Annotated in this window: 8 protein-coding genes; 5 read left to right on the plus strand and 3 right to left on the minus strand. The window is 36.9% G+C overall.

Features of this window, described 5'->3' with window-relative positions; translation table 11 throughout:
- Positions 1 to 20: 20 nt before the first annotated feature.
- Positions 21 to 2342: a UvrD-helicase domain-containing protein gene (locus IEV15_RS07855; RefSeq protein WP_188362106.1), complete on the minus strand. Its 2322-nt coding sequence runs from the start codon at positions 2340 to 2342 to the stop codon at positions 21 to 23.
- Between the two features lie 227 nt (positions 2343 to 2569).
- Here IEV15_RS07855 and IEV15_RS07860 point away from each other — a divergent pair, with 227 nt between their 5' ends.
- Positions 2570 to 3094, plus strand: a complete 525-nt coding sequence (locus tag IEV15_RS07860) for a DUF7935 family protein (RefSeq protein WP_188361974.1) — start codon at positions 2570 to 2572, stop codon at positions 3092 to 3094.
- Here IEV15_RS07860 and IEV15_RS07865 read toward each other — a convergent pair.
- Positions 3091 to 5163 carry a M1 family metallopeptidase gene (locus tag IEV15_RS07865; protein WP_188361975.1) on the minus strand — a complete coding sequence of 691 codons (2073 nt, stop codon included), beginning with the start codon at positions 5161 to 5163 and terminating at the stop codon, positions 3091 to 3093. The genes IEV15_RS07860 and IEV15_RS07865 overlap by 4 nt on opposite strands.
- Before the next feature lie 244 nt (positions 5164 to 5407).
- On the opposite strand from IEV15_RS07865, the gene recG reads away from it, so the two are divergent.
- From recG to IEV15_RS07880, 3 genes are all read left to right on the plus strand, one after another.
- On the plus strand, positions 5408 to 7513 hold the full coding sequence (gene recG / locus IEV15_RS07870; protein WP_188361976.1) for an ATP-dependent DNA helicase RecG: 2106 nt from the start codon (positions 5408 to 5410) through the stop codon (positions 7511 to 7513).
- A gap of 145 nt (positions 7514 to 7658) precedes the next feature.
- The gene (locus IEV15_RS07875; RefSeq protein ID WP_188361977.1) at positions 7659 to 10655 is read left to right on the plus strand and encodes an amidohydrolase family protein; all 2997 of its coding nucleotides are present in this window, start codon (positions 7659 to 7661) and stop codon (positions 10653 to 10655) included.
- Between the two features lie 11 nt (positions 10656 to 10666).
- Positions 10667 to 11968: an amidohydrolase family protein gene (locus IEV15_RS07880; RefSeq protein ID WP_188361978.1), complete on the plus strand. Its 1302-nt coding sequence runs from the start codon at positions 10667 to 10669 to the stop codon at positions 11966 to 11968.
- Between the two features lie 78 nt (positions 11969 to 12046).
- On the opposite strand, the gene IEV15_RS07885 is transcribed toward IEV15_RS07880, so the two are convergent.
- Entirely contained in the window at positions 12047 to 12790 is a 744-nt protein-coding gene (locus tag IEV15_RS07885; protein WP_188361979.1) for an RDD family protein, read from the minus strand.
- Between the two features lie 20 nt (positions 12791 to 12810).
- Here IEV15_RS07885 and IEV15_RS07890 point away from each other — a divergent pair, with 20 nt between their 5' ends.
- A complete protein-coding gene (locus IEV15_RS07890; protein WP_188361980.1) occupies positions 12811 to 13788 on the plus strand; it encodes a stage II sporulation protein M in 978 nt (325 codons plus the stop codon).

Genomic DNA, 13788 nt, shown 5'->3' on the forward strand with positions numbered 1-13788 from the left:
CAACCCGCAACCCGCAACTTCTAACCAATGACATCCAACTTCGCAAACCGCAACAACAACTTCTTAATCCCACCCACATCAAATTTAATTTCGGCTTTTTTGTCGGCTCCTACTCCTTCTAAGTTTAACACTTCCCCTTTTCCAAAACGTTCATGCATGACGATGTTACCGGGAACTAACTTTGAATCAAACAAATTCGCACTTGCGGGAGCATTTCCTGTCACGGGTTTTAATTTTCGAATGGTAGAAGACGGTTCTTCGCCATACCGCTTCGGTGGAGTTCCGTTAGTCGGTTTTGCTAATCGCAATTTGGATTTGTCCACATCGCCAAAAATATCCATATCCATCATTGGTTTGTAACGGTAACCCGTTTCGGTGTGACTGATGTATTCCAAATATTGGTCGTCAATTTCTTCTATAAAACGCGAAGGCTCGCTGTCCATTAATTTTCCCCAACGGTAACGCGATTGAGCATAAGTCAAATAGGCTTGGTGTTCGGCTCTGGTTAGTGCGACATAAAACAAACGGCGTTCTTCTTCCAACTCACTACGGGTGTTTAAACTCATGGCACTCGGAAACAAATCTTCTTCCATTCCTACTACAAAAACAGTGGGGAATTCCAACCCTTTTGCCAAGTGAATTGTCATTAAAGCCACGCGATCATCATCGCCGGTATCTTTATCCAAATCGGTTGCCAGAGCTACATCTTCCAAGAATTCCGATAAGGCTCCTCGAGCTCCGTCAATTTCTTTTTGACCTTCGGTGAAGTCTTTGATACCGTTTAATAATTCTTCGATATTTTCAATTCGGGCAATTCCTTCCGGGGTGCCGTCTTTTTTTAATTCTTGAATCAAGCCTGTTTTCTTGGATACATGTTCGGCAAGAAAAAAGGCATCTTGATTTTCGTTAATGACTTGAAAACTTTTAATCATCATCACAAAATCTTCCAACTTTCGTTTGGTTCCTGAATTGAGTTTGAGGTCAATCTTATCAATATTTTCCATGACTTCAAAAATGGAACGCTTGTAATGATTGGCTGCAACGGTTAATTTCTCCACCGTACTATCACCAATTCCACGTGCCGGATAATTGATGACACGGACTAACGCTTCTTCGTCTTTTGGATTGATGACCAAACGCAAATAACACAACACATCCTTAATTTCTTTGCGTTGGTAAAACGATAATCCACCGTAAATGCGATACGGAATATCGCGTTTTCGCAACGCATCTTCCATCGCACGGGACTGAGCATTGGTGCGATACAAAATAGCAAACTCGCCATTTTTCATTTGGTTTCGCATCTTTTCTTCAAAAATGGTGGAAGCTACAAATCGACCTTCTTCTCCGTCGGTGATGCTGCGGTTCACTTTTATTTTGGGTCCGTCCTGATTATGCGTCCAAACGACTTTTTCTAATTTGGTTTTGTTTTTATCGATGATGGAATTCGCAGCTTGTACAATATTTTTGGTGGAACGGTAATTTTGTTCCAAGCGAAAGGTTTGCACATCCGCATAATCTTTCTGAAAATTCAAGATATTATTGATGTTAGCTCCACGAAATGCATAAATACTTTGGGCATCATCACCTACCACACAAATATTCTGAAAACGATCAGACAAAGCTCGTACAATTAAATATTGCGAATGATTGGTATCTTGGTACTCATCCACCAAAATGTATCGAAAACGGTCTTGGTATTTGGCCAACACATCCGGAAAACGATTTAATAATTCATTGGTTTTTAATAACAAATCATCAAAATCCATCGCTCCCGATTTGAAACAACGTTCCACATAATTATTGTAAATTTCACCAATTCGCGGTTTTTTGCTCATGGCATCTTGTTCCTGCAATTCGGGATTATTGAAATAGGCTTTTACGGTTATCAGTGAGTTTTTATAAGACGAAATACGACTAAAAACCTGTTTGGGTTTGTAAATATCTTTGTCGAGTTGCATTTCTTTGATAATGGCACCGATTAAACGTACACTATCCTGAGCGTCATAAATAGTAAAATTGCTTGGATACCCTAATTTCTCCGCTTCGATGCGAAGGATTTTCGCAAAAACGGAGTGAAACGTACCCATCCATAGGTTTTTCGCTTCATTACTTCCCACGATATCAGAAATACGTTTCTTCATTTCGCGAGCGGCTTTGTTGGTAAAAGTGAGCGACAAAATATTGAACGCATCAACTCCCAAGCTCATTAAATAAGCAATCCGCATCGTAAGAACCCTTGTTTTTCCTGAACCTGCTCCTGCGATTACAATCATTGGACCGTCTTTTTGGAGTACGGGTGCACGTTGGGCTTCGTTGAGTTGATTAATATATTCGTTTATCATAGTGTTTTTAGCAAAGTTCAAAAATAAGCTTACTTATGATTTATTACAATTAAAATTGTAACGAATTATCAACTAAAATTCTATTTTTGCAGTAAACGTTTTTATGATAACTCAAATTTGATTTTATCATATAAGTCATATAAGCATTTAAAACTTTTATGACTTATATGGTAAAAAAAGATAAAGTAAGTTTGAATGTAGCTCCAAATTAAAAAATACAAACTATGGAATCAATTAAATGGATTGAACTTTTATCGTATACTTTACCGGCAATTATAACGGGAATTGTGGCCTATTCTTTTTTTCATTTGAATTTAAAAAATGACTCTGACAAAAGAAAATATTTGTTGCTAAAGGAATTGCACAAAGTAGCTTTACCCATGCGTTTGCAAGCCTATGAACGGATGGTTTTGTATTTGGAACGCATCAATCCGGCCAAATTACTGATTAGAATTGCACCGCTTTCTGATGACAAAACTGCTTATGAAAACTTATTAATTCAACAAATTGAGCAAGAATTTGAACACAATTTAACCCAACAAATTTATATTACGGAAGATTGTTGGACGGTTATTTCAACAGCCAAAAACACCATCATTCAAAACATTAGAAAAGCGGCAATGAGTGAGAAAGTGGAAACTTCTAACAAATTACGCGAAGTCATTTTGAGTGATTTGTTGGAAAAACCTTCGCCAAGTTATGTAGCTATCAGCTATTTGAAAGCTGAAGTGATTAATTTGATGAGTTAGTTTTCCAACAATCGTTTCAACTGACTTTGTTCCGCAGCGTTTAAATTAGGAAGCATTTCTTCAAAATACTTTTTGTGACGTTCCGTTTTGATTAATTCCCGAATTTGATTCCTGGCAAAAAGCGTAAACTGCCATTTGTGATGCGTGGTGGCATTGACTAAATTTTTCAAAATATTATGATCGTTCGGATTCAGAAACAACAAATTGGTTAACGCATTCTGTCGAATGGAACTTTCAAATTTAGGCGAACTGTAGGACATTAATTCGTCATAAAATTGCACTTTATTTTCGTTTTGATAGTCTTTCGTCATCAACGCTAATGTGAGCCAAAGTATGCGTAAGTTTTTATCATTAAACCCAATCCAATCTTTAGATTGGTTTAAATAATCTACTTGTTTTTCGGGGAATAAATTCCACAAAGTGCCTAATGCAATTTCTTTGGTGATATAGGATGCATCTTCTAAAAGTGATTCATAAGGGGATTGAAAAGGGATTGGTATTTCCACCATAATTCGGGCGATGGCTTGACGTACTTTTACATTATTTCCATCCAATGCTATTGTAAGTAAGGCTTCTTTTTCTTCAAAAGGCACTTCGGCCAATTGAAAAACCACTTCTTCTTTGAGCGGATAAAAAGCGTCACTTTTTAAAAGGTTTTCTAACGTAGTTTTCTTTTCCGAAAAAGGTTTGGATTGTAATTCTACCAATTCCAAATAGGATGTCATGAACTTGTTTTTCCGAAGTAAAGCCAAAGCCTGGTTGACTTCAAAACCGGATTGTTCCAACCAAATGTGTTTGAAAGCAGCAGTATCAAAAGAGGAAACCGCTTTAACTTCGGTTAGAAAATCATCCGTATTCACGTTTTTGAAACTGTATTTTTTCAGGTAATTTTTTACTGCTTTTTGAAAATTAGCAGCTCCGATTGTTTCTCTTAAATAATGCAAAGCCCAAGCTCCTTTTTGGTAAAAGGTTAGCGAACTGGCTTTTTCGTTGAGCAACGGAATCGTATCTGTTTTGGAATTTTGCTGCAAACGCTCGGCCATTTCGTATAATTCCCATTGAAAATGATCATCGCCAAAAAGTTCTTTTTCGGCCAATAACGCATAATATGTAGCAAAACCTTCCTGCAACCAATGGTGTTTTCCCGTTTCTGCTGTGATTAAATTGCCAAACCATTGATGAGCTAATTCGTGAGCGTTGACGTTGATGTACGTTTTGTCATTAAACCCTATTTTATCCACCACAAAATCCTGAGCAAAAATGGTAGCAGTGGTGTTTTCCATTCCGGAGTACAAAAAATCACGAACAGGCACTTGACGGTAGATTTCCCAAGGGTACTTCACGCCTATTTCTTGTTCAAAAAAATCGAAAATTTGCGTGGTGTATTGATAAGTGGTTTCAAATTTATCGACATCTTTTTGATCCAAATAAAATTCTAAAGGTGTGCCGGATTTGGTTTTCGTGGTTTGCTTTGCAAATTTTCCAATGGTCATCATCACTAAATAGGATGACATCGGTTTTGTCATTTGATAATGCCAAATTATATTAGGATATGAAAGTGGCGGATAAACAGTTGTTCCGTCAAGCTTACCATTAGAAAGGACTTCAAATGAGGTATCAAATGCGATTGACAAATTAAAAATAACTTTCTCATTCACATCATCAAAACTGGGTAACCAATGACTGGTGTATTTTCCTTGTCCTTGTGTCCAGATTTGTAAATCTTCTCCTTCTCCAATAAAATAAAGCGTTTGTTTGGGAGTGGCTGTATAAGTAAACGTTAACGTGTTTTTACCCTTTTTAAAGCCTTCGAATAATTGGAGTTTTTTAGTTGTATTTTTAAAGTTGATGGATTTACCATTTATTTTTACGTTAGTAAAATCCATTTTAATAGCGTCGATGGCAATGGTGTCAATCGCATTTAAAACTTCAAATTGATAGTTAACTTGACCGGAAATGGATTTCTCAGTGGCATTTGGAACCAACCTGGCGTTCATTGTTTTAAAATCAACTTTTGAGGTTTGTTGAGCAAAGGAAAAAGAGAAAAGGAATAAGAATAGGTATCGCATGGTTGTTTCACAGAGTTTCACAAAGTTATACAAAGATACGCAAAGATTTGAACGCGGATGAAACAGATTGGCTTCGCCAAACGCAGATTAGAACGGATTTTATCATACACTAGAATCAATCTTAATGAACCTTAATTCCTTAATGGTTTAAGAAATGTAGTTACTTCAATTTTTAAATACCTTCCAAAAAAACTATCTTCGCTTTTAATTGCTCCTGTCATTGACATTGCAATTGCCATTGAAAATGAACGACATCCTACAAACACCAATCGAATACCTCAAAGGCGTGGGTCCTTCCCGTGGCGAAATGCTGCGAAAGGAACTCAGCATTCATCGGTATGGTGATTTATTGACGTTGTTTCCCAACAGGTATATCGACCGAACTCGGTATTATAAAATCAATGAGTTGCAAGCCGGAAATACAGAAGTGCAAATTGTCGGCAAAATCATTCACATTAAAACGGTTGAACAAAAAATAGGCCGAGGTCGTCTGGTGGCTACTTTTGTAGACGAAACCGGCGAAATGGAATTAGTTTGGTTTCAAGGTCAAAAATGGATTCGTGAAACCTTAAAACTCAACACGCCTTATGTTGCTTTTGGAAAAGTCACCCCTTTTTCGGGACAGTTTAACATGGCTCATCCGGAATTGGAACTTTTGGAAGAACACAAGCAAAGTCTGCGTTCGGCCATGCAACCCGTGTATCCTTCTACAGAAAAGTTGACACAAAAAGGGATTTCCAATCGCTCCATCAACAAAATGATGCAGCAATTGTTTGTGGAAACACAAGCCCGTTTTTTAGAAACTTTACCTGCTTATTTACTGGATGAATTGAAACTGATTCCCAAAAATGCCGCGTTGTTTAACATTCATTTTCCGAAAAGTCAAGAGCTATTGGCTAAAGCCCAATTTCGTTTAAAATTTGAGGAATTGTTTTTTATTCAACTGCAATTAATCACGAAGAATCTTATTCGGAAACAGAAGATTAAAGGCTATCCATTTGAAAAAATTGGCGATTATTTTAACGATTTCTATCAAAATCATTTGCCGTTTGAATTGACCAATGCTCAGAAAAAAGTGTTGAAGGAGATTCGCAACGACTTAGGCAGCAATGCCCAAATGAACCGATTGTTACAAGGTGATGTGGGTTCAGGAAAAACCATTGTAGCCTTACTTTGTATGTTGATTGCTTTAGACAATGGTTTTCAAAGTTGTTTGATGGCTCCAACGGAAATTCTGGCAACACAACATTTTAATGGGTTAACGGAACTAGCCAAAGATTTGAATATCAACATCAAACTATTGACCGGTTCTTCCAAAACATCGGAACGTAAAATCATTCATGAACAATTGGAATCAGGCGAATTGCATATCATTATTGGAACTCACGCGTTGTTGGAAGATAAAGTACAATTTCAAAATTTGGGATTGGCAATCATTGATGAACAACATCGATTTGGTGTGGAACAACGCTCGAAATTATGGAAGAAAAATGATATTCCACCCCATGTTTTGGTCATGACAGCTACGCCTATTCCGCGAACGTTAGCAATGAGTTTGTATGGCGATTTGGATATTTCAGTGATTGACGAACTACCACCGGGACGAAAACCAATTCAAACCGTGCATCGCTATGATTCCAACCGATTGAAAGTTTGGAAATTTTTAAAAGATGAAATTGCCAAAGGCCGTCAAATTTATATCGTTTATCCCTTGATTAATGAAAGTGAAAAAATGGATTATAAAGATTTGATGGATGGTTACGAAAGTATTTCAAGGGATTTTCCGTTGCCGCATTATAGTGTTTCTATGGTTCACGGACAAATGAAAGCGGCGGATAAAGAAGCTGAAATGCAACGTTTCGCTGCCGGAAAAACCAATATTATGATCGCAACTACCGTGATTGAAGTGGGCGTTAACGTCCCCAACGCCAGTGTGATGGTCATTGAAAGTGCGGAACGTTTTGGTTTATCGCAACTACACCAACTTCGCGGTCGTGTAGGTCGAGGTGCCGAACAGAGTTATTGCATTTTGATGACGGGTCACAAACTGAGTAACGATAGCAAAATCCGATTGGAAACCATGTGTCGAACCAACGACGGTTTTGAAATTGCCGAAGTCGATTTAAAACTTCGCGGACCGGGAGATTTAATGGGAACACAACAAAGTGGTGTATTGAATCTACAAATTGCTGATTTGGTGCGTGATCGTGATATTCTGCAAATTGCCCGACATGAAGCGATGAAACTCCTGAAAAAAGATGCTTCAATGACCTTACCGGAACATCAAACCTTGCGAATGGTCTTTATAAAAATGAGCAAAAAGAAGACTATTTGGAATTATATTAGTTAGGAATTTGAAGTTTAAAATGGTTTAAGTTGGTTTACTTTAGTTTTTTTTTGTCTTGAATTGATTTTCATCATTTATAAACATATTTTTCGATTCAATCATTTAATTTTTCACTAGATTTATGGCTTTTATTTTAAAAACCCTTTACATGAGAAATTTTATTCACGTGTTTTTTATCTTGTTTGTAATACCAATTTTTGCACAAGACTATTTCCCAAAAAATGACGGTGTTCGTCAAAATTTCAAATCGCAAATTGCTATTACTAATGCAACTGTTTATGTTTCGCCAACTCAAAAAGTGGAAAAAGCAACTATTTTGCTGGAAGGTGATCGTATTTTAGACATTGGCACCAACATCACTATCCCTAAAAATGTAACCGTTATTGATGCTTCAGGAAAAACCATCTATCCGTCATTTATTGATTTGTATAGTGAATTTGGTATTTCGAAAGCTCCGGCTACACCACGTGGCGGAGGAATGAACACACCCTCTTACGAACCTTCCCGACAAGGTTATTATTGGAATGACCATATCAAACCCGAATACCAAGCCTTTGAAAACGTTACTTACGATGCCAAATCAGCTGCCGGACTTCGTGAAATTGGTTTTGGAACGGTTGTAAGTCACAATAGCGATGGCATCATTGCCGGAACGGGTTTACTTTGGACGTTAAACGACGCGAATAATAATGCAACGCGTATTTTAAATCAAAAAGTATCGCAACATTTTACCTTCAGACGTAGTAGAAATTCCCGTCAGGCGTATCCATCATCTTTGATGGGCAGTATGGCGTTACTTCGTCAGGTCTATCACGATGCAGAATGGTATGAAAAAGGGAATTCAAAAACTGTTGATTTGTCTTTGGATGCTTTCAATCAAAATAAAAAATTGCTCCAAATTTTTAATGCAGGCGATAAACTGAATGCCTTGCGAGCAGCAACAATTGGTAAAGAATTTGGCGTCAACTACCTCATCAAAGGAAGTGGAAACGAATTTGAACGTATTGAAGAAATTAAAAAAACAGGAGCCACTTATATTATTCCATTAGAATTTCCGGAAGCTTATGATGTTTCCAACTCTTTTTTGGCCTATCAAGTGAGTTTAACCGATATGAAATTTTGGAACCAAGCTCCGTTCAATCTAAAAATACTGGCAGAAAACAATATCAATTTTATTTTAACGGCTTCCGATTTAAAAAATCAAAAAGAATTTTTAACGCAATTGCGAAAAGCTGTGGCTTATGGATTGCCGAAAGAAAAAGCGTTGGCTGCATTAACCACAATTCCTGCACAATTATTGAATCAATCCGCTAATTTAGGAAGTTTAAAGAAAGGAAGCTTAGCCAATTTCATTATAACCTCCGGTGATTTATTTGAATCGAAAACCATTCTTCACGAAAATTGGGTACAAGGCAACCGAACCATCCTGTCAAAATTTGATGGATTGGATAGCAGAGGAACCTATGACTTAGTGGTCAATCAAATAAACTATGAATTAAAAATTGAAGGGGAAGCGTCAAAACCTGAAGCCAAAATAACGAAAGACAGTATTTCGTTTGATACCAAAACACAATTCAATGACCCTTGGATTAATTTGTTGGTAAAAAGCAAAGACTCCACGGCAAAAGGTTACATGCGATTAAACGGTGTTTTTGATAATGCCGCTTTCAAAGGAACCGCAACTTTAGAAGATGGTAGGGTAATCCCTTGGACAGCTCAATTAAAAGAACCCAATAAGGTAAAAGAAAAACCGACAGAAGAAATTGTGGTTCCTGAAATGGTACCTATCGCCTATCCTAATGTGGCCTTTGGTAACAAAGAAAAACCAAAACAAGAAACCCTTTTATTTAAAAATGCAACGGTTTGGACCGGTGAATCGGAAGGGATTTTAAAAGAAACCGATGTTTTAATTCAAAACGGTAAAATCATCCGAATTGGAAAAAACATTAGCGGTGCAAATGCCAAAACCATTGATGCAACCGGAAAACACTTAACGGCGGGTATTATTGACGAACATTCACACATTGCCATTTCAAGTGGCGTAAACGAAGGCGGTCAAAATTCATCTGCTGAAGTAACCATTGAAGATGTAATCAACTCCGAAGACATCAACATTTATAGAAATTTATCAGGCGGTGTGACCTCCGCTAATTTATTACACGGTTCTGCGAATCCAATTGGAGGAAGAGCTGCTTTTATCAAACTAAAATGGGGCTATTCACCGGAAGAAATGTTAGTGAAAGAGGCTCCAAAATACATCAAATTTGCTTTGGGAGAAAATGTAAAACAATCCAATTGGGGAACTGGAGGCTCGCGTTTTCCGCAATCAAGAATGGGCGTTGAACAAGTCTATGAAGATTATTTTACCCAAGCTTTAGCGTATGAAAAAGAATGGAAAACCTATAACGCTTCCAAAAGCAAAACCAAAATAAAACCAAGATATGATATTGAAATGGAAGTTTTGGTTGAGATTTTAAACAAAAAAAGGTTTATTACCTGCCATTCTTATGTGCAATCTGAGATTAACATGTTGATGAAATTGGCCGACAGGTACCAATTTAAAATTCAAACCTTTACTCACATTTTAGAAGGCTATAAAGTGGCCGATAAAATGGCGGCTCATGGCGTTGGAGGTTCCACTTTTTCTGATTGGTGGGGATATAAATTCGAAGTAAAAGATGCTATTCCACACAATGCTGCCTTGATGCAAGGCGAAGGTGTTTTGGTTTCTATAAATTCTGACGATGCTGAAATGTCACGTAGGTTGAATCAAGAAGCGGCAAAAACTGTGAAATACGGGAATGTTTCTGAAGAAGAAGCTTGGAATTTTGTCACTTTAAATCCGGCACGATTACTTCAGGTTGACAACCGATTGGGAAGCATAAAAGTAGGCAAAGATGCCGATGTGGTGCTATGGTCCGAAAGTCCGCTTTCCATTTATGCCAAAGTGGAAAAAACAATTATTGACGGCATTGTCTTTTATGATTTAGAACAATCAGAAGCGATCATTGAAAACATTCAAAAAGAGCGTAACTTGATGATCAATCAGTTGCTTGACGCTAAAAACAAAGGCAGTAAAACGCAAACCCCAAAACGAAGAGAAGTGAAACATTACCATTGTGACACGCTACTTGAAGAATTTTAATTTTTATACTCATGAAAAAATACACACTATATATCTCGTTAGTATTGGTTTCGCTTAGTTGGGGACAACAAACTCCGGCCGCAAAACAGAACCAATCCATTTTAATTATTGGCGGTACGGCTCATATTGGAAATGGAACCACTCAAGAACACAGCATGATTTCCATTATTGACGGAAAAATTCAATATGTTGTTGATGGCAGGTTAGCCAAACCGGCCAAACATGATGTTGTAATTACAGTCAATGAAAATCACCATATTTATCCGGGTTTTATTGCTCCTAATTCAACTTTAGGATTGGTAGAAATTGATGCTGTAAAAGCAAGTGATGATGTGAGAGAAATGGGCGAAATGAATCCGCACATTCGAAGCATCATTGCATATAATGCAGAATCATTAATCACGGAAACCACACGTCCGAATGGCGTTTTGTTAGCTCAAATCACACCTCGTGGCGGACGAATTTCCGGAACTTCTTCTGTGGTGCAATTGGACGCCTGGAATTGGGAAGATGCTGTCGTAAAAGCCGACGAAGGGATTCATTTAAATTGGCCACGAAGTTATGTCAGAACCGGATGGTGGGCTGAACCGGGTGGCATTGAAGCCAATAAAGAGTATGAAAATCAAATAAAAGCGATTCAAGACTTCTTTTCGCTTTCCTCCAATTATTTGAGTGGTGATAGAAAAAATAAAGATATTTCACTGGAAGCGATGAACGGTTTGCAAGCCGGAACAAAAAAACTGTATGTTCACGCTGATGGCGAAAAAGAAATACGCGATGCTCTTTTATTTAAACAAAAAAACAAAATCGCTAAAATGGTGATTGTGGGTGGGTATTATGCTTTTAAAGTGGCAGATGATTTAAAACAAAATCAAGTAAGCGTTTTATTAAAACGTGTTCATGATTTGCCGCTACTGGAAGATGAAGATGTTAATTTACCTTATAAAAATGCTGCTTTATTGGTCAAAAAAGGGGTTTTAACAGCTCTTCAAAACCAAGGTGACATGGAACGCATGCAAACCAGAAACTTGCCTTTTTATGCAGGAACTTGTGCGGCTTGGGGTTTAACCAAAGAAGAAGCGTTACAATTAATCACTTCAAATGCGGCAGAAATACTGGGAATTTCAGAAAATTACGGAACTTTAGAACATAACAAAAGTGCCACACTTTTTATTTCAGAAGGTGATGCTTTAGACATGAAAACCAACAAAGTAACGCATGCTTTTATTGACGGCAGAGGGATCAGTTTAGACAGTCGTCAAGATGAATTGTATGAGCGTTATAAAGGCAAATTTGAACAACAGAAGAAATAAAACACCATAGTTCATTAAAATTAAAACTGATAGGTAACCGGAAATTGATTTAGAAATGATTTTATAGTTATGGCAACACTACATTTTTTGCGTATAATAATTATAATCTTTTAAAAGCGTTCGAATAAAATCGGTGTCATTTCCTGACGTATTTTTAATTCCGGTTACCTCTTCTATTTTGGTTCGCAATCTAATCAAAGTTGCATAATCTCTTATGGCAACAGCCGTATTGAAAGTTTCTTTAATAATTCGGGCATCGTTGTCATTTAGTTTAATCACTAAAGGATAAGTAGGCACATAAGCCTCATCAATTTCTTCTAAAATAGTATGATTGATTGATATGTTGTTTTTCAAACTTATTACGGCCGTACCCGCTGTGATATCACCTAAACGCTGCGTTTTTTTGCTTATAATCATAGTAATTAATCCTATTATACCACTACTAATATTTACATCTACAAGTCTAAAAATCCAGCGAATAATATAATCGCCAAACGATGCTTGATAGCCATCAATCTTAACTACTTTGGTTTTCATCAATCGTTTTCCAATAGTTTGACCTTCAAAAAGACTCTCCAGAACTAAGGAATAAAAAATTATAGGGGAATAAACTAAAACATAAATAGCCGCTTGTGACCAATAATCCATCGCTGCCATTTTTTCATTGATTCGCAACCAATAAAAAAAGATGCCGAAGACACTAATAGCATAGGCTATTTTAACCAGCAAATCAAGCATATAGCCAAACATTCTATCGGCTACAGTAGCCGCAGTAAAATTAATTGTCACATTTTGTGTTGTGGTTATCGATAATTCTGACATATTTTATATTTTAGCAAACCATGAGAGAAGTTGCATTCATAAAGCAAAATAAAGAAAAATGGCTCGAATTTGAGCAAGCTATTTTTGGTAAAGCTAAAAAAAATCCTGATGAAATGGCTAGTTTATATATCCATTTAGTCAACGATTTATCGTATGCACAAACCTACTACCCTAAAAGCAAGACAGTTGTCTACTTAAATTATTTGGCTTCGCAAATTTACCAGAAGATATACAAGACGAAAAGAACGGAACAAAACAGATTAATTTACTTCTTTTCTACAGAAGTTCCCTTGATTGTTTACCAATACCGTCGTTATTTGGTCTATGCTTTTGTTCTCTTTTTTGCTTGTACTGCCATTGGGGTTTTATCTGCAAAATATGATACCGATTTTGTGCGATTGATTTTAGGCGATCATTACGTAAACATGACGTTAGAAAATATTAAAGAAGGTAATCCGGTAGCCGTTTACAAATCAGGAAGCAACTGGGGTGGTTTTATTGCGATAACTATGAATAACCTCTACGTAGGTTTGCGGTGTTTTCTATACGGTATATTTGGTGGTATTGGCACGTTTTGGATCATGCTGCAAAATTGTATTATGTTGGGTGCTTTTCAATATATGTTTTATCAAGAAGGTGTTTTTTGGGAAAGTGTTCGCGGTATTTGGATTCACGGTTCAATGGAGATTTTTGCCATTGTTATCGAAACAGCAGCGGGATTTATTTTAGGGGCTTCTATTCTGTTTCCTAAAACCTATTCTCGATTTGTTTCGTTTAAAATGGGTTTTAAAAACGGATTAAAAATATTCTTAAGTACCATGCCATTCACAATTGCAGCAGGATTCTTAGAAGGTTTCATCACACGCTATTCGTTAGAAATGCCAAATTGGTTAAATGTCTTCATCATCCTTTCAACGCTCGCGATGATTTCTTTTTACTTTTTAGTTTTTCCATTTATAGTGAATGCCAAATTTAATAACCAACTACAAAAAACGTAA

The organism is Flavobacterium orientale, from assembly GCF_014638005.1.
Classification (GTDB): Bacteria; Bacteroidota; Bacteroidia; order Flavobacteriales; family Flavobacteriaceae; genus Flavobacterium; species Flavobacterium orientale.